General features: G+C 57.5%; 17 protein-coding genes. 8 read left to right on the forward strand and 9 right to left on the reverse strand.

The window, feature by feature from the left end; translation table 11 throughout:
• The first annotated feature begins 3 nt into the window (after window positions 1-3).
• Complete coding sequence (locus OHL23_RS13170; RefSeq protein WP_263352343.1) at window positions 4-567, forward strand: hypothetical protein; 564 nt, start codon at window positions 4-6, stop codon at window positions 565-567.
• 14 nt (window positions 568-581) lie between these two features.
• Here OHL23_RS13170 and OHL23_RS13175 read toward each other — a convergent pair whose 3' ends face one another.
• The 4 genes from OHL23_RS13175 to OHL23_RS13190 form a co-directional block, all read right to left on the reverse strand.
• Window positions 582-1,487 carry an alpha/beta hydrolase family protein gene (locus OHL23_RS13175; protein ID WP_263352344.1) on the reverse strand — a complete coding sequence of 302 codons (906 nt, stop codon included), beginning with the start codon at window positions 1,485-1,487 and terminating at the stop codon, window positions 582-584.
• A gap of 67 nt (window positions 1,488-1,554) precedes the next feature.
• On the reverse strand, window positions 1,555-4,107 hold the full coding sequence (locus tag OHL23_RS13180; protein WP_263352345.1) for an ABC transporter permease: 2,553 nt from the start codon (window positions 4,105-4,107) through the stop codon (window positions 1,555-1,557).
• Between the two features lie 27 nt (window positions 4,108-4,134).
• On the reverse strand, window positions 4,135-4,476 hold the full coding sequence (locus OHL23_RS13185) for a PadR family transcriptional regulator (RefSeq protein ID WP_263352346.1): 342 nt from the start codon (window positions 4,474-4,476) through the stop codon (window positions 4,135-4,137).
• A gap of 99 nt (window positions 4,477-4,575) precedes the next feature.
• Window positions 4,576-5,058, reverse strand: coding sequence for a nucleoside deaminase (locus tag OHL23_RS13190; RefSeq protein ID WP_263352347.1), 483 nt, complete (start codon window positions 5,056-5,058; stop codon window positions 4,576-4,578).
• A 194-nt stretch (window positions 5,059-5,252) separates the two neighbouring features.
• Here OHL23_RS13190 and OHL23_RS13195 point away from each other — a divergent pair, with 194 nt between their 5' ends.
• Genes OHL23_RS13195 through OHL23_RS13210 form a run of 4 tightly spaced genes read left to right on the forward strand, consistent with a single transcriptional unit; the run spans window position 5,253 to window position 10,393 of the window.
• The gene (locus OHL23_RS13195; protein ID WP_263352348.1) at window positions 5,253-5,957 is read left to right on the forward strand and encodes a (2Fe-2S)-binding protein; all 705 of its coding nucleotides are present in this window, start codon (window positions 5,253-5,255) and stop codon (window positions 5,955-5,957) included.
• Between the two features lie 29 nt (window positions 5,958-5,986).
• Window positions 5,987-6,952 carry an FAD binding domain-containing protein gene (locus OHL23_RS13200; RefSeq protein WP_263352349.1) on the forward strand — a complete coding sequence of 322 codons (966 nt, stop codon included), beginning with the start codon at window positions 5,987-5,989 and terminating at the stop codon, window positions 6,950-6,952.
• Window positions 6,953-6,979: 27 nt separating this feature from the next.
• The gene (locus OHL23_RS13205; RefSeq protein ID WP_263352350.1) at window positions 6,980-9,250 is read left to right on the forward strand and encodes a xanthine dehydrogenase family protein molybdopterin-binding subunit; all 2,271 of its coding nucleotides are present in this window, start codon (window positions 6,980-6,982) and stop codon (window positions 9,248-9,250) included.
• 9 nt (window positions 9,251-9,259) lie between these two features.
• A complete protein-coding gene (locus OHL23_RS13210) occupies window positions 9,260-10,393 on the forward strand; it encodes an XdhC family protein (protein WP_263352351.1) in 1,134 nt (377 codons plus the stop codon).
• A gap of 73 nt (window positions 10,394-10,466) precedes the next feature.
• Here OHL23_RS13210 and OHL23_RS13215 read toward each other — a convergent pair whose 3' ends face one another.
• The 3 genes from OHL23_RS13215 to pdxR all read right to left on the reverse strand — a co-directional run bounded on the left by OHL23_RS13215 (window position 10,467) and on the right by pdxR (window position 14,451).
• A complete protein-coding gene (locus tag OHL23_RS13215) occupies window positions 10,467-11,297 on the reverse strand; it encodes a tetratricopeptide repeat protein (protein ID WP_263352352.1) in 831 nt (276 codons plus the stop codon).
• A gap of 522 nt (window positions 11,298-11,819) precedes the next feature.
• On the reverse strand, window positions 11,820-12,767 hold the full coding sequence (locus tag OHL23_RS13220) for a LysR family transcriptional regulator (protein ID WP_317891683.1): 948 nt from the start codon (window positions 12,765-12,767) through the stop codon (window positions 11,820-11,822).
• Window positions 12,768-12,972: 205 nt separating this feature from the next.
• Window positions 12,973-14,451 carry a MocR-like pyridoxine biosynthesis transcription factor PdxR gene (gene pdxR, locus OHL23_RS13225; protein ID WP_263352354.1) on the reverse strand — a complete coding sequence of 493 codons (1,479 nt, stop codon included), beginning with the start codon at window positions 14,449-14,451 and terminating at the stop codon, window positions 12,973-12,975.
• A gap of 214 nt (window positions 14,452-14,665) precedes the next feature.
• Here pdxR and OHL23_RS13230 point away from each other — a divergent pair, with 214 nt between their 5' ends.
• Both OHL23_RS13230 and OHL23_RS13235 read left to right on the forward strand, forming a co-directional pair.
• Window positions 14,666-15,190, forward strand: a complete 525-nt coding sequence (locus OHL23_RS13230) for a hypothetical protein (protein ID WP_263352355.1) — start codon at window positions 14,666-14,668, stop codon at window positions 15,188-15,190.
• 42 nt (window positions 15,191-15,232) lie between these two features.
• A complete protein-coding gene (locus OHL23_RS13235; RefSeq protein ID WP_263352356.1) occupies window positions 15,233-16,036 on the forward strand; it encodes a DoxX family protein in 804 nt (267 codons plus the stop codon).
• Here the strand turns inward: OHL23_RS13235 and OHL23_RS13240 are convergent.
• Both OHL23_RS13240 and OHL23_RS13245 read right to left on the reverse strand, forming a co-directional pair.
• Window positions 16,033-17,007: a retropepsin-like aspartic protease gene (locus tag OHL23_RS13240; protein ID WP_263352357.1), complete on the reverse strand. Its 975-nt coding sequence runs from the start codon at window positions 17,005-17,007 to the stop codon at window positions 16,033-16,035. The genes OHL23_RS13235 and OHL23_RS13240 overlap by 4 nt on opposite strands.
• A gap of 249 nt (window positions 17,008-17,256) precedes the next feature.
• Window positions 17,257-18,717, reverse strand: a complete 1,461-nt coding sequence (locus tag OHL23_RS13245) for a reverse transcriptase family protein (RefSeq protein ID WP_263352358.1) — start codon at window positions 18,715-18,717, stop codon at window positions 17,257-17,259.
• 238 nt (window positions 18,718-18,955) lie between these two features.
• Between OHL23_RS13245 and OHL23_RS13250 the strand changes: the two genes are divergently transcribed.
• A complete protein-coding gene (locus tag OHL23_RS13250; RefSeq protein WP_263352359.1) occupies window positions 18,956-19,984 on the forward strand; it encodes a Gfo/Idh/MocA family protein in 1,029 nt (342 codons plus the stop codon).
• The last annotated feature ends 1 nt before the right edge of the window (window position 19,985 follow it).

The following is a 19,985-nucleotide window of genomic DNA, read 5'->3' on the forward strand; positions in this document are numbered from 1 at the left end:
TTGGTGAAGGGTAAGTTTTTGCTGTCTGCTTTTGCGTTGTTGCCCATGTCTCTTTTCGGCCAGGTGGCCAAGCCTGCGGCGGCGGACACGGCTCCGGAGTTTGCGCGGTACGAGATCTTTGCTGGAGCGGACTATTCCAGCGCAAACCAGGTGAAGAGTTCTTCGGCCCTGGTCGGCTTCAATGTCGGCGCGGATGCGAAGCTCAAGAAGTGGTTTGGCGGGGTGGTGGATTTTGGCGACTACGGTGACTCGCACGGATTGGTGACGCCGACGGTCACGACATTTCTGGCCGGACCGGAGTTTTATATTCCCTCCGACAGGCTCACCGGATTTCTGCATGTGATGTTTGGCGGAGCGCACACCAGCAACGCGGGCGAAACGCCGGATATTTCGTTTGCCTATGCCTTCGGCGGCGGAATTGAATACACCGTCAAGAAGCATTGGGCCGTGCGTGTGTCCGGGGACGACATTCTGTCCTCCTTTGTTCAGAGCTATGGTACTTCTGGCGAATCTCCGCACACCCGGGCGAATGGTCGCGCCTCCGGCGGCATTGCTTACCGTTTCTAGCCATTGGACTCTCGTTATTGCAAGGTCGCCAGCCAGTTGAGTACAGCGACCTGAAGGGCAATGCGCTGATCCGAATAAGAGTGGTCTGTCTGGAAGTGTTGCTCGGTAACATGGGTGCCGCCCAAGGCTCGGACCGTGGTCGCAAGGCGAGTGGCTGCGGGAGAGAGGCCGTCGTCTGAGGTGATGAGCAGGAGCGGGCGGTTGCCGAACATCGCGGCGTAATCGACAAAATTCCACTGCTTGCGGTGGGAGAGCATCTCGTCAGCGAGACTCTCTGCCGTGCAGCCCGCCAGCGGCAGGATGTCGTTGTCGGCGAGGCTCTTGAGGAGCCGGGTGCGATTGGCGGCTTCGTGGTCCGCCGGGACATAGCCGCCTGCCCAGTCACTCATGTTGGCTGCTGAAATGAGCCCGATTCCAAGGATTGCAGGGTCTTGCGCGCCTGCGTAGGCTGCCATGAATCCGCCCATGCTATGGCCGACGAGGGCGATGCGTTTTGGGTCGGTGCGCAGGCGAGTTGCGTTGGCCGGATCGCGCAGGTAGGCTATGGCTGCGACCGTGTCTTCGATGGAATTGGCGAAGGAAAATGAGCCCGGCGAGCCCCAACTGCCGCGATAGTCGAAGAAAATGGCGTTCCAGCCAGCGCGGCGAATCGATTGAGCTAGATCGAGGTTCTTCTCATTGCCCGGGAAGCCGTGAAGGACGATTACGACCGGGTGCGGGCCAACGCCGGAGGCCAGATAGGCGATCGCGTTCAGTTGCGCGCCATGGCTGGGAATCTGGAAGGCATCCATTTTGGCGGGATTCGCCTTGTCTGCGGGTGGGTCGGCGGTCAGAGCCGCGGGCGGTTGCTGAGCTGCGGCTGATGTGGATGCGGCGAGAGTTGCGGTGAGCAGGACGGCCGAAAGCTGGAACCTGAGCATAGCTGCCATTGTGCGGCATGAGGATGGCCGCGTCCAGCGAAGCCTTTCATCGTGGCGCTGTGCGGTGCTATTCCTGATGGAGTGCGCGGGCGACGTCCAGTTTGAGGGCGCGTCTGGCCGGAACGAGAGCGGCGACCACAATGATCGCGAGAAGGACGCCGATTGCAGCGGCGTAGCTGGCGAGATCGAGATTGCTGACGCCGTAGAGCACACGACGAAGTACGTGCGAGAGTGCGGCGGTGAAGCCAACGCCGGTGATCAGTCCGAAAAAAACTGGCCAGGAGAACTGACTCAGCACGGATGCCAGAACTTTAGAGTGACTGGACCCCAAAGCGATGCGGATAGCGATGTCTTTAGTGCGCTGAGAGACGGTGTACGCGACCAGGCCAAGAATCCCGAGGCCCGCAAGGAGAACGGCGACACCGCCGAGAAGACTTACGATCTTTGCGATATTTTCGGAGCCACGGGTAGCGTCGCGGAACTCGCCTTTGAGAAGGCGGATGTCCGGAAAGAGCTTTGGATCGAGGCTTTGTGCTATAGATCGGATTGTTGGAGCTAGGCTTTCAGGCGTGCCGGCCGTCTTGACTAACACGACCAGATCGGTCATGTCCGCCTCCTTCGCTGCGTGATATAGCTCGACAGTGTCGCCATCCTGCATGTCGATCAAGCGCGCATTGGCTACGACTCCGACGACCGTATCGCCGGGGCTGGAACCGCTGGCGTCCTGCTTGCCGAGAGGGTCTTCGCCGGGCCACTGTTTGCGGGCGAGGGTGTCGCTGATGATGACCGCGTGATTCTCCCCAGGAAGAAAGTTGCGTCCGCGCACAATCGGAATCTGCATGGTCGAGAAGAATGCGGGATCAACCTGAAAGGGGAAGATGCGTACCTCATGCCCGTTAATAGTGTTGGAGATGGTGGAGACACGGACGTGCCCAAGAGGCGGCATGGAGGTGAGCGCAACAGAGGTGACGCCGGGGATTGCGCGCAGGCGATCTGAGAATCGTTCGAGATAGTTGCGGGCTTCGGCTGGCTTGTAACCATGGGTTCCGAGGCCCGGATCGATTGCGACTACCTGCTCGTAGCCGAAGCCGGGGTTTGTGTAAAGAGCGTGTTGCAGGGCCCGTACCAGCAGGCCTGCGACGATGAGGAGCACGCAACTTGCTGCTATCTGTGCGCCGAGCAAAACCTGACGGGCGGTGGTCTTGCGATGGCGCTGGCGGGCGATCTGCAACGCAGGTGCAAACCCGAAGAGGACGGCTGCGAAGAATCCGATGCATACGGTGAAAGCGATGACGCGCCAGTCGGGCGTTGCTGTCATCCACAAGGGCGCGTCGGCATGGACGATGGTGATGCGCATGACCACATAGCCAAGAAGCAGCCCGGCGAAGGAACCTAGAGACGAGAGCAGCAGGCTTTCGGTAAATAGCTGGCGGAAGATGCGGTTGCGGTTGGCGCCAATGGCTACACGGATACTAATTTCGTGTTCCCGGGCAACGCCGCGGGCGAGGAGCAGTCCGCCAAGGTTGGCGCAGGCGACCGCGAGAATGAGCAGAACGAGGGAACCGGCCATGGTTACGGCAGTTAGCAGTTCGGGCTGCATCAGTTGATCGTGGCCACCGGGATCGCTGCGGATGTATTCGTTGTCCCAGATGTCTTTCGGATGGATTTTGCGCAGTTGATTGGTGAGTGCGAGCAGTTCCTGTTCGGCGGCTTTTGCAGAGACGCCGGGGGCGAGCCGTCCCCACATCTCGGCTGGCCCACTTGAGCCCTCGTCTGTGAGGGCGGTGTTGCCCTGGATGAAGTAGGGAATCTGAAGGATCGGGAACCAAAGATCGGGGTGCTGGCCGCCGAGAGACGCGAGCGCGTTGGGGGTGACTCCGATGACTGTGGCGGGCTTGTGATTGATGTGGACGATCTTGCCTGCGATGTTGGGATCAGAACCGAAACGCCGTTGCCAGAGGCCATAACTGAGGACCACGACTGGAGCTGCGGTGGGCGCATCGTCCTGTTGAGGATCGATGAGGCGGCCGAGAGCCGAGTGGGTGCCGAGTTCGGAGAAGTAGTTGGCAGTTACGAAGTTGTCAGAAACCGGCTGGACATCGTTTTCGAGCTGCAGGCCGCTCGTACCCAGGGTGCCGATCACGGCAGAGAGTGTCTTAGCGTGATCGCGGTAGAAGATCATTGACGAGTAGGAAATCGTGTTGGTGGACGCATCCGGAGAACGGCGCTGGAGGCGGACGAGCGATGCTGGATCGCGCACAGGTAAATATTGAAGAACCATGAGATTAAAGAGGCTGAAGGCGGTTACGTTCACGCCTATTCCGACGGCCAGAACAAGGATCGCGCTCAGCGTGAAGCCGGGTGAACGGCGAAGCGTGCGTGCGGCGTAGGCCAGGTCCTGAAAGAGGCGGTCGAACCATTCAAGCCAGGTCCAGCCCCAGGCTTCCCGGGCTTGCTCTTGCAGACGGACTTGGTTGCCGAAGGTGCGTTTCGCTTCCGGGCGGCCGGCGCGCTCGGCCATTTCGCGGTGGAAGGCCATTTCTGCTTCGAGTTCGCGGCGCTGGCGGTTACGGGTAAGCAGATAGCCGATGCGGCGGAGGATTTCTCCGATCTTTTCCATGGTTGGGCCTTTCGTGGACCTTGCCTCTCAGGCGGTGCGCAGTACGGATTGAATGGCCTGGGTTACGCGATCGTAGTCCTTGAGTTCCGCTTCAAGTTGCTTTTTGCCAGCAAGGGTGAGGCGGTAGAAGCGGACTTTCCGGTTGGTTTCGGAGATTCCCCATTCGGCCGAAGCCCAGCCTTTGAGCAGGATTTTTTGCAAGGCGGGATAGAGCGAACCTTCTTCGACCTCCAGAACCTCGCTGGAAAGGACGTGGATGCGCTGGGCGATGGCGTATCCGTGGAGTGGGCCGGAGTGGAGGACGCGCAGGATCAGCATGGCCAGGGCTCCGGAAGGCATTCCGGACTTAGGCATTTCGTTTTTAGGCATAGCATTCACAGGCATAGAATGGCTATGCCTATAATCAAAAGTCAAGGATTATTTTTGTACGCAACGCGATTCTTCTATTTTCGTGAGAGGTTGAAGGATCTATGCGGGAGGCAATTCGCCTATGTCTTCATTCCAGATTTCAGGATGTGCTGCGATATAGCCGGACAGCAGGTCGACGCACTCCTGGCTGTCGAGGTCGATGACGCGGATGCCGTTTTCTCGCAGCCACGCGACACCTCCCTGGAAGTTGCGGCTTTCGCCGACGACGAGGGTTCCGATGCGGAACTGACGGATCAGGCCGCTGCAATACCAACAAGGAGCGAGGGTGGTGACCATTACGAGGTTACGGTACGAAACCTGACGGCCCGCGCGGCGGAAGGCATCGGTTTCGCCGTGGATGGAAGGATCGCCGTCCTGGACGCGGCGGTTGTGTCCGCTGCTGAGGAGTTGGCCCTGCTGCGTGAACAGCGCTGCGCCGATTGGGATTCCGCCTTCGGCGAGACCTTGTTGGGCTTCTTTGAAAGCTACCGTCAACATTTGTTGAAACAGGCTGTCTTCTGAGTGTGATACGGGATCTGGCAACTTAGTTTCCTTGGAATTCGTCATCGGCACTATCATGCAGGATACGGTATGACGGTGAGAGTTTTGCGTGGAATCAATCTTTGTGGGTTCGTGTAAGAAATATGTAAGATGAACCCCAAGGGCAGCGTGGAATCATTTCAGAAGTGGGCTGATCGTTCCCGATGAGCTGACACACGATGTATTGGAGAAGAGCGATGGCAGACGGACCAAAATTGCGAGACGACCAGCACTTGCTGGGGTTAGAGCCACTCACAGAAGCGGCGCACTCGGAAGAGCATGGCCTCAAGGGGCGGGTGAGCCGGCGAAGCTTTTTATCCGGGCTCGGAGCAGCGGGATTGGTCGCGAGCGCTTCTCCGCTGGCAATGGCTGCGGGAGTGGAAGCGCCAGCTGGTGCACAACCGGAATCAGGTTCGTCCGCGGCAGCATCGACCGTGCTGGTGAACGGGAAGAGCTACGACCTCAGCGGGCTAGAGCCTCGGGTTACCCTGTTGGATCTGTTGCGCGAGCGAATTTATCTGACTGGCACCAAGAAGGGATGCGATCACGGTCAATGCGGGGCCTGCACGGTGCATGTCAACGGGCGCAGGGTGAACTCGTGCCTGACGCTGGCAGTGATGGTTGCAGGCAAGGAAGTTACAACCATTGAGGGCCTTGGACAGCCGGGCAATCTGCATCCGATGCAAGCGGCTTTTGTGGAGCATGACGGCTATCAGTGCGGCTATTGCACTTCGGGACAGATTATGTCTGCTGTGGCGCTATTGAAGGAACCGATTGGACCTACGGATGAGGACGTGAAGCACGGTATGGCTGGCAATATTTGCCGTTGCGGAGCTTATCCGAATATCGTGGCGGCGGTGCAGCAGGTGCGCGGCCATGCTTCCAACACAAGCGTTTCTTAAAAAACCTGGAACCGAATCAGGGGGTTACGATGCATAACTTTACTTATGAGCAGCCTTCTACTATCGACAAGGCTGTTAGCTCAAGTGGGCGTTTTATTGCTGGTGGAACGACGCTGGTGGATCTGATGAAGCTGGGCGTGGAGTTGCCGTCTGCTTTGGTGGATGTGACGGCGCTACCGCTGGACCAGGTGGAAGTGCTGCCGAATGGCGGGCTGAAGATTGGGGCGATGGTGCGCAACAGCGATCTTGCGAATCATCCCGAGGTGCTGAAGAACTATGCGGTTCTGTCGCAGGCACTCCTTTCGGGCGCCTCGCCGCAGTTGCGCAATATGGCGACGACGGGCGGAAATCTGCTGCAACGGACGCGGTGTCCTTACTTCCGCGATCCTAGTTCGGGAGCATGCAACAAGCGCGATCCCGGCAGCGGATGCGCGGCGATGGAAGGTCATCACCGTATGATGGCGATTCTCGGAACGAGCGATCATTGCATTGCTACACACCCTTCCGATATGTGCGTGGCGATGACAGCGCTGGAAGCTGTGATTCATGTACAGGGCGCGAAGGGCACGCGGGAGATTGCGATTGGCGAGTTCTACAAGCTGCCGGGGGATACTCCGGAGATTGAGAATGTGCTTGAGCCGGGCGACCTCATTACGCATGTCACGCTGCCTCCTGTTGCCGATACGAAGCAGGTGTATCTGAAGCTGCGCGATCGTGCTTCGTATGAATTTGCGCTGGCTTCGGCTGCGGTGGTTGCGCATGTGGAAGATGGGCGTATTCGCTCGGTGCGCGTGGCGATGGGCGGAGTGGGAACGCGCCCGTGGCGTTCGCATGGGGCGGAGGTGGCTTTGACAGGGAAGGCTCCGAGTGTGGCGACCTTCCATGCGGCTGCGGAGGCGGCACTCAAGGGAGCCAGGACGCATCCGGAGAATGCTTTCAAAGTGGAACTGGCGAAGCGCTGCGTGGTGCGCGCGCTGAAGATGGCGACTGCTTAGAGCGGAAGTACGTAAGGAGATTTAACAATGGCTAGCGTGTTTGATGCAGTCGATGAAACGGGCAAAGTCGTTACAGGAGCTGCGGTGATTGGCGCTTCGGTGCCACGCATTGACGGGCCGCTCAAGACGACCGGATCTGCGCAGTATGCGGCAGATTTTCACTTTGAAGGGTTGGCTCACGCGGTGCCGGTGCAGAGTACGATTGCCAGCGGAAGCATCAAGCGGATCGATGTATCTGTCGCGGAGAAGATGCCTGGAGTTCTGCTGGTGCTGCATCATGGCAACATCGACAAGCTTTATCGCGTGGTGCCGAATGACTTCAGTGCGACTTCGTCGGAGGCGCGGTCGCCGTTTGAAGACGAGAAGATTTATTACTGGGGACAGTATGTTGCCGTTGTGGTTGCCGAAACGCTGGAGCAGGCGACCGAAGCTGCGCAGGCTGTCAAGGTTGAATATGCGACTGGGCCTCAGTCGCTGAATCCAAGCCTGAGCGACTACGCGGGTAAGCGTAAATCGGGTTCGAAGCGCGGGGATGTGGACGGGGCTTTTGCCTCTGCGCCGTTCAAGGTCGATCAGAACTACATCACCCCGGTGGAGACTCACAACCCGATTGAAATGCATGCGACGGTTGCGACGTGGGACGGCGAAAATGTGACGCTGTACGAAACTTCGCAGGGCGTAGTGAATCATCGCTTAGCCATCGCGCAGATTCTGGGCGTGCCGCGTGAGAATGTGCAGGTCATTACCAGATTTCTTGGCTCGGGATTTGGCGGGAAGCTGTTTCCATGGCCGCATTCGGCGATGGCGGCGGTAGCTGCCCGGCAGTTGAAGAGGCCGGTGAAGCTAAGCCTTTCGCGGCGGATGATGTTTTCGAATGTGGGCCACAGACCGCGCTGCGAGCAGCAGATTAAGATCGGCGCGACGGCCGAGGGCAAGCTGGTTGCGCTGCGGCAGGACTATCTGAATCACACTTCGTTTATCGACGAAATTGACGAGGGCTGCGGCGAGGCCACGCCTTATCTGTATAGTGTGCCTAATCTTGAGATTACCTCGGCGCTGGTGCAGCGGAATATCGGCACGCCTTCGCCGATGCGTGGTCCGGGCGCGGTGCCGGGGCTGTTTGCGATGGAATCGGCGATGGATGAGTTGGCCATTGCGCTGAAGATGGACCCGGTGGAGTTGCGGCTGCGCAATGAGCCGGTGAAGGACGAAGGGACCGGGCAACAGTTCTCTTCGCGGCATTTGAAGGAGTGTCTCGAAACCGGGAAGCAGAAGTTTGGATGGGACAAGCGAACGCCAGCGGTCGGTTCCATGCGACGGGACGGCAAGATTCTTGGATGGGGAATGGCGGCGGCGAGTTGGGGCGCGTACCGTTTTGGCGCTTCGGCAACAGTGGAGCTTTGCGCGAATGGACGCGTATGCGTTCGCTCGGCTACGCAGGATATCGGGACTGGAACCTATACGATCTTTGCGCAGGTAATGCAGGAAAAGCTCGGCGTTCCATTCGACAGGATCGATGTCTTCATGGGCGATTCCAGTCTGCCGGAGGGGGCGATGTCTGGCGGATCATGGGCAACTGCCAGTTCCCTGCCCTCGATTTCGGCGGCGGCGACCAATGCGAAGAAAACACTGCTGCAGTTGGCAGCCTCGACGGCTGGCTCGCCTCATGAGAATGTGGAACCAGCAAAGCTGGAACTAACCTCGGGTTGGGTTCATGCCGCAGACAAGCCATATCACACGGGAATTCCGTTTGAAGAAGTGGTCAAGCTGGCACGGCTGAGCGGTATTACAGGCGAAGGCAAGACGATTCCGACGTTTGAAGATCCAAAGGCGAAGGATCTATCGCTGCACTCGTACGGCTGCCAGTTTGTGGAAGTGGAGTGGGAGCCGGAGATTGCGCGGCTGCGCGTGAGCCGCGTAGTTTCGGTGATTGACGGCGGCCGCATCATCAACCGCAAGGCGGCGACCAACCAGATCATGGGCGCGGTGGTGATGGGCGTGGGCATGGGCTTGCTGGAGCAAACTGTTTACGACCAGCGCAACGGACAGCCGATCAATGGCAGCATGGCCGATTACCTAGTGGCTACTTGCGCCGACTCGCCCAGCATTGACGTCACTTTCCTGGACCATCCTGACCTGGCAATGAACGAATACGGAGCGCGCGGGGTCGGGGAGATTGGATTGGCTGGCGTCGCGCCGGCAATTACGGCGGCTGTTTACCATGCAACCGGAGTTCGCGTGCGGGAGCTGCCTGTGCGGATCGAAGACCTGCTCAAGTCGGATATTCGCGAGGCCTAGTCGTTTTCTATGACCGATCTCGAACAGATATTGCCGCTGTGGCAGGACCTCCGGAAGAGTGCGACGGAGTACGTCCTGGCCACGGTGGTGAAGGTCGAAGGTTCGGGATACCGCAAGACTGGGGCACGGATGCTGATTGCGGCCGACGGACGCCGGGTGGGGACGATCAGCGGCGGGTGTCTGGAGGCCGAGGTTGCGCGCAAGGCCTTCTGGCGGACCGAAGATGGGCCGGTGGTGCGGCGCTACTCAACCAGTGCCGAGGACGGTGACGTTCCGTATGGGATGGGTTGCGGGGGCATTGTCCATGTACTGTTGGAGCGGAGCGCAACAGCGGATGCGCTGTTGAAGCGGCTCGCGGTAAGTTTCCACGAACGAACTCCTTTGGCAATCTCTACCGTGCTCGACGGAGAATGGATTGGGCACCGCGCGTATTGCGGGTCTGAGCTAGAAGAGGCTGGCCATGAGGCCGGCGCCAAAATTGGCGGTGCGCTTTCCGAATTGGCATACCAGAGTTTTCAAGGACAGCGGTCTTTCGCCCATACTGTTGAGACCGGAGATGGGCGAATGGCCACCGTCGGCGTTGAATGGAATGCGGCGCGACCGGGGCTCTTTGTCTTTGGGGCGGGAGACGACGCGATACCGCTTGTCCGGCAGGCGCGGCAACTGGGATGGTATGTTGCTGTGGCCGATGGACGCTCTCATCTGGTAACGCAGACGAGGTTTCCGGAGGCGAATCACTTGCAGGTGCTGCGTGTGGGGGAACCTGCGCGGTTTACAATTCTCCCGACCGACGCGGCGACGGTTATGACCCACAGTCTTGAGCAGGATACTCGGATACTGACAGGATTGCTGGAGGAGGAGCCAGCTTATATTGGCGTGCTAGGACCGCGCCGGCGCACTTACGATATGCTGTTCTCTATCGCCCAGGATAATGGCGTGCCGGATGTCAGAGTCGATTCTCAGGTGGAACGATGGATGGAGCAGCTACACGCGCCGATGGGACTGGATCTTGGCGGAAATAGCTCGGCGGAGATTGCTCTCGCTGTAATTGCGGAGATTCAACAAGACAGGCATCGGACGAGCGGGTTGTCCCTGCGGACCATAAGAGCCCGCCACGCCGGGTTACGTAAGATCACCGCTTAATTAGCGCATATTATGCCGTTCGGTAGAACGCGCTCACCATGATCCTGAATGGCAACTTACCTGGCGGACACATTTACTGAATTTGTTTACTGATTTGCTGCTCGGAAATAAGTTGCTCGAAAGCGGACAGGCCGCGCAGGCCAGCGAATTCCTTGTCTGCGAGGACCTTTTTGCGGTCGGTGAAGCCTTCGTCGATGGCCATTCGCAGGTATCCTACCGCGCGGTCGGGCATTCCAACGCGTGCGTAGCTCTTGGCGAGATAATAGTTCATGGCACCGCGCTTCTGGGTTGGAGTGGGTTCTCCAATGCGCAGCTGACCTACTCTCTCGAACACTTCAGGATCGATGCCCAGCGCGGCTTGATAACAATCCCAGCCTTTCTTGAACTTATTTTCCGCCAGCAGATCCGTGCCCAAATTCTTGTAAATCAGGGCCGACTTAGGCTTGATTTTGAGCGCCTTGCGGTACATATGTTCGGCGATGCCATACTCTTTCCGGGAGTAATAAACCGAGCCGAGATTATTCATAACATCCGCATTTTTTGGATCCAGCTTTAAAGCCGTCTCATAACTCTTTTTGGCTTCATCTGTCACGAACATCTGCTGCTGAGCGATGCCGATCTTGTTCCACACGGCGGCCGACTTGGGGGAAACCTGCATGTATTCCTGAAGCGCGGCCTGAAAGTGCTTGCGTACCATCTGGAGGTCGCCAAGCTCTTCTGGAGAGAGTGCAGACTCTGCTCCGACGCTGGCCGAGGAGGGTTGAAAGACAGGCACCTGGGCGGGAATTGCGCTTTGCGCCATGAGAAGGGGGGTGAGCCCGGTCAGAAACGCGACAAGAGACCATGCAGCATGAAGCCGAGCGTTACGCCAGAAACGATCGAAGCAAAGAGTTGCTGTTGCCATGTCTGTCACCCCGGCCTCTGAATTGCGGAGCGCAAGTCACTTGTCCGGAGACCTCGTCTGTCGATGAAAGGGCTTCACTTACCTACCAACGAACACCCTTCTCAAACTTTCGCGGTGAATTGTGACAGGATTGTAAGAGAATCGTCAAGCTGCTAGCGCACACCCGATAAACAGGCATGACCAGTTTTGGGCTCGGAAGCGGAGCCGAAACGCGCTGATCCCTGTCAACTGGCAGGCCGACCGGGAATCGTGGACGCAAGTTGCTAGTCGTACCCACACGGCTGCGGACATCGGCAGGCAATCGGCTGGAAGCTGTTCAAAAGGCATATCTTACCGAGAATTGCATCTGGCGAGATTGCAGCAGTGATGCGCTTCTACCTCCGATATAGATTGTATATATGCCGCAGTTGGCACTGATGGCGGGGATAACCAGCCAAGCGCTACCTGCGCCGGTCGCGATGCAACATCGCGACAGAACCGGATGCGCGCCTGCGATACTGAGTCGCTACCGCTATCACGGGATTAAGCCGAACGGGTCTTCCCCTTGTTTAGCGGGGGAACCGACCTGGCGCCATTCGTTGCCACTTCAAGAAAGGCGTGAGCTGCGCGGGTCAGGGTTTTATCCTTGCGAAACACGAGGGCTAATTCCCGCTGTATCCGCATCCCATCCACCTTTATCGTTTTAAGAGCACCTGCGGATTCATCGGCGAGCACGTTGGTATGCGGGAGGAATCCCATGCCAATTCCCGCGCCAATCAAGCGTTTCAGTAACTCGCTTGACTCAAGCTCCATTGCTATTCTTGGTTGCAGGTCCTTGCTGTGAAAAAAGTGGTCAATCTTCTCTCTTTGCCTGCCGTGCTTCATCATCAGCAATGGGTATTGAAGTATCTCATCTAACTTAACGGTATCTCTTTCCGCAAGAGGATGTGTCGTAGAAGTTACAAGTACAACTTCATCCTTGTGGATGTTATGTACCAGCAAACGGCTGTCCTTGACCGGGAGAGATACGATTCCAAAATCCACTTCGCGACTGAAGACGGCCTCAAGGGTCCGTGATCGCTCCGAACGAACGATGCTGAGATGGACGCGGGTGTACAGTTTCTTGAACTGGGCAAAGACTGCGGGGAGTACATAGAGGCTGGTCGCCTCGCTAGTGCTCACGGAGATTTCCCCGCGCGGCGAATGATACAACTCGCTTACGCCGGCAAGGATATGACTATGGCACTGCAAGCAGTGCTCCGCAAAGGGCTCAAAAAGACGCCCCGCAGCGGTGAACGTGACCTTGCCGCCCTCGCGATCGAACAACCGGGCGCCCACTTCATTTTCGAGCGAGCGAATCTGCGCCGAGATCGCCGGTTGAGTGACACCAAGCTTCTCCGCAGCCCTGGAAAAGCTCTTCAGCCGGCTCACGAGTTGAAATGTCTTAAGTTGCTCAAAGTCCATAATTAGGTAGGCCGCTGCAATGTGCATCTGGGAGATAGGAGCGCTGGTTTAGAGGAATCGACCTTGGCCTGATGATAAATCATTCTTATTCTCCGGACAAACAATATCATCGCCGACCGTTCGCGAAACCCTCTGACTTAAGATGTCGGGACAATACTTGCGTGAGCCCGCGACAAGACACCTCATTGAATGTCGAGATTCCCACGAGAAGTGAGAGCGCAGCTTCTACGCCTCATTTAGAGGAAATGATCGCCCGGAGACGGCGCACGTTGCCTGGTATCTGGTCACGCGGGATACTACCGAAGCCGAGGATGAATCCGTTTTGATGTTTTTCGCCGAGATAAGACGGAGAAAGCGGCCATAGCCAGAGCCGTTCGCGGGCGGCTCTGGCTGCTATCTCAGTGTCGCGCAGTCCGCTCTGTAGCGTCATAGTCAGGTGCATACCGGCTTCCGCTCCGTGAATCTCCAATTCATGCCCGAATTCGGCTTTGAGGGATTCGACGAGGGCTGTTCGCTTTTCGCCGTACGTTTGGCGCATTCGGCGAATATGGCGCGTGAAATGTCCTTCATTGATGAAGTCAGAGAGGACTTCCTGGTAGAGGTAGGGGGGGAAGATATCCATGACATGGCGCACAGAGACAAAACGCTCCACAAGATCGGGCGGAATCACGATGTAGCCAAGCCTAAGGGATGGAAAGAGAACTTTGCTGAAGGTTCCGATATAGATGACGCGCTGGTTCACGTCCAGGCCATGCAGGGAGGCGATAGGGAGGCTCTCGTACCGGTATTCGCTGTCGTAGTCATCTTCGATGATCCAGGCTCCCACGCTCTGCGCCCAATTGAGGAGCTGGAGACGGCGCGATGCACTCATTGTTACTCCGAGAGGGTACTGGTGTGAGGGAGTGACGAATGCAGCTCGAGCCTTACGGCGCGCACGGATGCCGGCGGGCACATTCATGCCTTCGTTGTCCACCGGTATTGGAACGGGGACGCAGCCTGCAGCCATGAGCACGCTGCGCTGAAGGCGATAGCCCGGTTCTTCGACCCAGACTGGATCGCCTCGATCGAAGAGCACTCTCGCTGTGATATCGAGCGCCTGTTGTGAACCGGAGACGACCATGATCTGATTTGATTCGCACTTTACGCCCCGGGCGGCACGGAGATAGTCCGCGATCGCTTCGCGGAATCTGTCTGTTCCGAGCGGGTTTATATGGTGGATGGCATTCGCATGCGGGTTGCGGCTGTGGCGGGCGACCAGGCTCGACCATAACTGGAACGGAAACTGATCGAGTGCCGGCTGATGAACGCCGAAGGCGCCCCAACCGCGAACTGCAGGGTGATTATCGAATGCCGGATATAGAAGCGAACCGCGTGCTACAGAGCGGGGACCAGAAGGTTTTTGAACGGAAGCCTTTGGAAGCAAAACCGACATTCGCTGTTCGGGCAATGAGGACGAAACGAATGTACCCGAGCCGACGGTGCTCTCGAAGTATCCCTCGGCGAGCAGCTGCGCGTATGCGTTGAGAACGGGAAACCGGGAGACCCGTAGCTCAACCGAGAGTTCGCGGCTCGACGGAATCCGTTGGCCGGGGCGCAACTCCCGCCGCAGGATTGCGGAACGAAATCCGTCATAGATCTGCTTATGCAACGGACTCGGGGATTTGCGGTCGACTGCTATCGCAGGTAGGATGCCAGACGCTGTGCGGTTCACAGAAGCATTATAGTGGCCAGCATCTTTTTGGTTCGAGTGGATATGGCTACTAGCCACTCTATTTCAGAAGATCAATTGCACTCGATGCTCTCAACAGTTGGCGAGCGGTCTATTTTAAGAGATTCGTTCGATTAGGCTTTGCTGCGTCTACGGGCACAATTCCCTTCTGCGAGCCGCCGTCGAGCAGCAAGGGCAAACTGAGAGGTGGGCGAAAATGGATGCAGTCTCCTTCATGCAGCGCCAAAAAGACAATTCCGCCGATGAGCACAGGCTGACGGATGCTCTGGGGACGCTCTCCGGGCGAAGACCAAAGGCTCTGTTGCCGATCATGGTGGGCGGTTTGGCGGCAGGAGGATTGGACCTCATCTCCGCATTCATCACGTATGGTTGGGGCGTGCCGCGCGTGATTGCAGCGGGACTGCTTGGAATCAAAGCGATTCACGGCGGCCTTTTCGTCTACTTTCTCGGTGTCGCTTTGCAGTTTTTCATCGCGTTGTCCGCGGCTGCGATTTACTACGCCGCAAGCCGAAAGCTTGAGTTCTTAAAGGACCATGCGCTCATTTGCGGATTGTTTTATGGCATCGCGGTTTTCCTTGTCATGAATCTGATCGTCGTACCGCTTTCCGCGTTGCACGGTAGGGGACCTTTTGGATTGATGGCACTGATTCAGGGACTGGTGGTGCACATGCTTCTCATCGGGCTTCCTATTTCTTATAGCGTGAGAAGATTTTCGGAGTAAGCGTGTTAGCCAAGATCCGATATAAGTCTGGAGGATACAGGGTTGGTCACGATAGGTAAGCCTGGCAGGTTTCTCTTTGCTATCTCCATTGCGGCATTCGGTGTTCAAAATATTATCTGGGCTCGCACCGGCGGGACAGTGATGCGGATGATTCCCTGGCTTCCGAGTATGCCGCTGCTGGTATATCTCACGGGTATCGCATTCCTTGTTATAGGAATCTGCATGACGGTCAACCTGAGAACCCGGCTTGCTGCAATTCTATTGGGCATTTTGTTTCTTCTTAGCGAAATCTTCCTTCAGATACCCAGGGCAGCCGCGAGCCTGCTGGATCTCAGCCTCCGCACGGTAGTTTTTGAGGTTTTCAGCCTGTGTGCGTCGGCTTTGTTCCTGGCGGGAATGCTACCGGCACAAATCAGATTCGTGGACCGCTGGCAAGGTGCGCGGAGGGGTTTGATCCTGTCGGGCCGTGTCTTTCTGGCGGTGTCTTCTGTTGTCTTCGGCATCAGCCACTTTCTGATTCCGAGCTTTATCGCCACTCTTATACCGCCGTGGATTCCGGGACCGGGATTATTCTGGGCATATTTCACAGGGATCGCCTTTGTTGCGGCGGGTATCAGCATTGCGACCAATTGGATGGGCAGTTGGGCAGCGGCGATGCTTGGAACGATGTTTCTTCTTTGGTTCCTGCTGTTGCATTTGCCGCGAATCATGAGTTATCCGCGTTCGCACGATCCGGCGGAGTGGTCGAGCGCCTTTATTGCGCTTGGTCTTTGCGGAGGGTCGTGGATTGCAGCGAGTGCGCTATCCAGTAAGCGGCTGAATGCATTCACCGGAGGCTCGATCTAGCCCACCGGCACCAGCGAGGTATCGACGGGTTTGTAGGTTGGCGCCATTTCCATTCTTACTGGTGTCGGTGTAGGCGATAAGTGCTGTATCTGCTGGCTGGACTCGAAGCGTACGAGCGCATCTTTTTGATCAAAGGTGAAGGTGAAGTTCTGCATTGCGCTGGAGCCGAAGTTTGCAAGCGGAAAAGCGGGATTGATCTCGACGAAGGGCCGCAGGAATATGTAGTTACCGAAGTGGAGGTCCGAAGTAAGGCGGGCGGCTTTGAGTTCGAAGCGCGACGAGAGGGATTGTCCAATGCCGAAGAGCGATGGCGCGTTGTCGAAGTTGAGATGAGAGGCAATCTTCTCGGGAAGGCTGAGTCCGGTGCCGCCGGAGTCGATTTGCGCGTCAATCTGAAGCGATCCGATGTGCAGTGGGACGATCGGGATGCCGTCGGGCATGCGGAAGGGCAAGACGGATCGCTCACCGTCCGGCTCCAGCGATCCGGAAGAGAGCGCCATGCGATGGTTTGGATAATCCAGGGTAAGGAGATAGTCACGAAAGAGCTCGAACCCGAGCAACCCGTCGCAGACGCCATCGGCGTCGCTGAGAGAATGTCTTGCGGCCTTGACATCGCGGAAGACGACGCCGGCAACCTCAAGGGATTGAATCATAACCAGCGGCACTCTTTGTCCGCCTTGTTTGCTGGCGTCGCTCAGGTGGACATAGCCAGTGACAGGCAGCCCGAGTTCGTCGGCCAGTTCCCCGGTTACGAATGCTTCGGCGCCGGTTCCTGTGTCGATGACGAAGCGGAAGGGACCTTTGCCGTTGACCGACACCATGACAAACGGCTTGTCATGGGTCAGTTCCATTGGGGTCGACAACGGGACGATCTGAGAAGCAGTCTTAGATGCGGTCTGGGCTGCCAGTGCCGCGGCGATGAAGCCCGCAGTTATCACGATTGCACAAATCCGGGGAAAGAACCTGGACATAACTGTGCCCCTTACGGCCTCTGCTTTCTATGCACCCGACCGGCAAACCATCGAAAGGTAGGCAGAAACAGCATCGCCTTGAATTCGGGAAATGCGGTCCTGTTTCTGCCCCATGCCGCAACGGAGGAAGCCGGCATCCTCTCAATTTATGACTCGCCAAGCAGGAAGAGGCAATAGCCACTCTGACGCTGTTTGCCATAGCCACAGGTGAACTTGAAAGAGGAATGGACGCGGCCGGTGAGAGGTAAGTCACTTCCATTGAATTTGTTGGAATAATTTACGCAGACGCTTGCCTTTGGCGGGATGGATCATTTCTACGAAGCTGACGCGTCCCTCTAGATGGAGTTGGAACTGGGGACGGGATTCTCGGTTCTGACTTTCCGGACCATTGCGGATGCAGTTATGGAGGATCGCTTTGAGGCGGTCGAAGTCGCCGCGCACCAGATTGACGTGCTTATTTACAACGAGGCCGGCAAGATATTGGCGGACGCCCTGGCGCATGAGGCGCGTCTTCCGATGATGGACGCGAAAGCCTTCCTCGGCAAGGATTGCGGCGGCTTGGATGGCAAAACGCGGCAGGCATTTCTCGAAGACTTCGCCGCCGGAGAATGCCAGGTCGTCGGCATAGCGGGTATAAGTTGCGCCGCATGACTGCGCAAGGCCATTTAGGCGGCAATCGAGGTGGTACGTACAGATGTTCGCAAGCGCCGGCGATGTGGGCGCCCCCTGAGGAAGATGAGGGCGGGAATAGAGCCGTATGGCTTCGGCTATCTCTGAACGATTCAGCTTCGTGCCGAGCTCCGGGCTGCTCTCAGACCAAATGCTACGCGGTGCGGCGTTGGTGCAGATGCCGCCCAGCAGGTCGGCGACGGACTCGGGATAGCCTGCGGTGCGAAAGATGGTCTGAATTCTGCAGGCTGTGAAGGATGGGAAAAAATCCTGCAAATCCATACGGAGAACCACTCTCCGGCCCGCGTGAGGGGCGGCAAACGTCTTGATGGAACGCCCTTTGACGAATCCGTGCCCCGTCGGATGAATGGGGATGTTGTCGAGGATTTTGGTGAGAATCTGGCGCTGGATAATCTTAAGATGCTGCTTTGGCGATTCGATGAGCCGAAGTCCGCCCGAGTTCTTGCCAACGACTCGATAGTGATAATGACATAGGCGGGAAGCGCTGTTCGCGGCACCGTTGACGGAGCCATGTTTCGGTCCGAGCCCTTTCAGATTGGCGAACCATTCCAACTCCGAGACGCTGAGATGAAGCCAGTCGGCGAGGGATCTCACGGATTCGATGGCGGGGATGCTCCAGTTTACGGCGGATGGGACGGGTTGCATCCGTTGGGGCGCGGCGAGCAAGTCGGCTACGGATAGCTCGGGATATCGTGCGAGGGCGCGATGTAGGCCGTGATCGCGTTTCAGGAAGTCCAGGACCTCCTGACGTCTTGGCCGGAGCTTGTTTTCGAAGTTCTCGCGGTATCTGCGCGCCAGGGGCGTCAGCCAGCGCCATTTCCTGCCGAGGGTCTGGCTGCAACGGAGGACGATTTCGTCGACGGAAGGCTCACCGGCGAGGATCGACCTTGCCAGCGCAATCAGCAGCAGCGGATTGGGCGCTTGAGTTGACAGTGGAATGCTCCAACGAGTCTGTCCTTGCGAGAGCGGATCTGCGCATTCGCGCAGCGAGGCTCGCGCGACGAATTCCCAGTCATTCACGATTCCCTGGGGTAGCCCCAGAGAGGCCGAAGTCGAGCCGCGAGGCCCGAGCTACGCCATGCTTGGAGCACTCCACCGTCAGCAAGATGATAACAAGACGGCCTTGGATAACAAACGGTCTCATTTGCGAATGTGCGAACCGAAGCATCCGCCTCTTACCGACTTTGAAGTCGGCTTTATTCTGAACCGAAGGCGATGAACACGGATTGGGCCAACTCGCGCATTTATGATTGCGAACATGAGGAACACAGTCCGCTGGGGAGTACTCAGCACCGCAAATATCGGTCTCAAAAAAGTCATCCCTGGAATGCAGCAGGGCCAGCAGACGAGCGTCACGGCCATCGCGTCGCGCGATCTTGCAAAGGCTCAGGAGGCGGCTGCCGCGCTGGGTATCGCCAAGGTGTATGGGTCTTATGAGGAGCTGCTTGAAGATCCCGAAATCGACGCCATTTACAATCCGCTGCCAAATCAACTGCATGTACCGTGGACGATCAAGGCGGCTGAGGCGGGCAAGCATGTTTTATGTGAAAAGCCGATCAGCCTGACAGCTGCCGAGGCGGAGACACTGCTGGCTGTTCGCGCGCGAACGGGTGTAAAGATCGGTGAGGCGTTCATGATTCGCAGCTATCCGCAATGGCTGCGCGTTCGGGAGTTGCTGGACGAAGGCCGCATCGGAGAGCTTCGCTCGATCATGGGGTGTTTCAGCTATTTCAACGTCGATCCAGCCAATATTCGGAATATCGTCGAATCCGGCGGCGGCGGTCTGATGGACATTGGTTGCTACATGATCCATGCGTCGCGCTACGCCTTTGCGCAGGAGCCGGATCGCGTGGTTGGGCTGGTCGATCGCGATCCCGTGATGCAGACGGACCGGCTAACCTCGGCGATGCTCGATTTTGAAGGCGGCCAGTCGATTTTCACCTGCAGTACGCAGCTGGTGCCTTATCAGCGCATTCACTTTCTTGGCACGCGAGGACGGATCGAGTTGGAGATCCCATTCAATGCTCCGCCGGATCGGCCTACCCGGCTCTTTATCGACAGTGGCAAGGATGTCTTCGGCGGCGGAATCACGACAGAGACCTTCCCTGTCTGCGATCAGTACACGCTGCAGGGAGACGCGTTCTCGAAGGCAATTCTCGAAGATACCGAAGTTCCTGTTTCTGTAGAGGACGCGATTGGAAATATGGCTGTGATTGAGGCTATCTTTGCATCGGGTGCTTCGGGGCAGTGGGAAGCGCCGAATCGATTCAAGAATCAGCACCCCTGAA

Source organism: Acidicapsa acidisoli (assembly GCF_025685625.1).
Taxonomy (GTDB): Bacteria; Acidobacteriota; Terriglobia; order Terriglobales; family Acidobacteriaceae; genus Acidicapsa; species Acidicapsa acidisoli.

Excerpts from the sequence above, each read along its gene's own strand:
- OHL23_RS13180 (WP_263352345.1), bottom strand. The coding sequence starts at position 4,107 with ATGGAAAAGATCGGAGAAATCCTCCGCCGCATCGGCTATCTGCTTACC.
- OHL23_RS13215 (WP_263352352.1), bottom strand. The coding sequence starts at position 11,297 with ATGGCAACAGCAACTCTTTGCTTCGATCGTTTCTGGCGTAACGCTCGG.
- OHL23_RS13175 (WP_263352344.1), bottom strand. The coding sequence starts at position 1,487 with ATGCTCAGGTTCCAGCTTTCGGCCGTCCTGCTCACCGCAACTCTCGCC.
- OHL23_RS13250 (WP_263352359.1), top strand. The coding sequence starts at position 18,956 with ATGAGGAACACAGTCCGCTGGGGAGTACTCAGCACCGCAAATATCGGT.
- OHL23_RS13185 (WP_263352346.1), bottom strand. The coding sequence starts at position 4,476 with ATGCCTAAAAACGAAATGCCTAAGTCCGGAATGCCTTCCGGAGCCCTG.
- OHL23_RS13240 (WP_263352357.1), bottom strand. The coding sequence starts at position 17,007 with ATGTCCAGGTTCTTTCCCCGGATTTGTGCAATCGTGATAACTGCGGGC.
- OHL23_RS13195 (WP_263352348.1), top strand. The coding sequence starts at position 5,253 with ATGGCAGACGGACCAAAATTGCGAGACGACCAGCACTTGCTGGGGTTA.
- OHL23_RS13220 (WP_317891683.1), bottom strand. The coding sequence starts at position 12,767 with ATGCACATTGCAGCGGCCTACCTAATTATGGACTTTGAGCAACTTAAG.
- OHL23_RS13200 (WP_263352349.1), top strand. The coding sequence starts at position 5,987 with ATGCATAACTTTACTTATGAGCAGCCTTCTACTATCGACAAGGCTGTT.
- OHL23_RS13205 (WP_263352350.1), top strand. The coding sequence starts at position 6,980 with ATGGCTAGCGTGTTTGATGCAGTCGATGAAACGGGCAAAGTCGTTACA.
- OHL23_RS13210 (WP_263352351.1), top strand. The coding sequence starts at position 9,260 with ATGACCGATCTCGAACAGATATTGCCGCTGTGGCAGGACCTCCGGAAG.
- OHL23_RS13230 (WP_263352355.1), top strand. The coding sequence starts at position 14,666 with ATGGATGCAGTCTCCTTCATGCAGCGCCAAAAAGACAATTCCGCCGAT.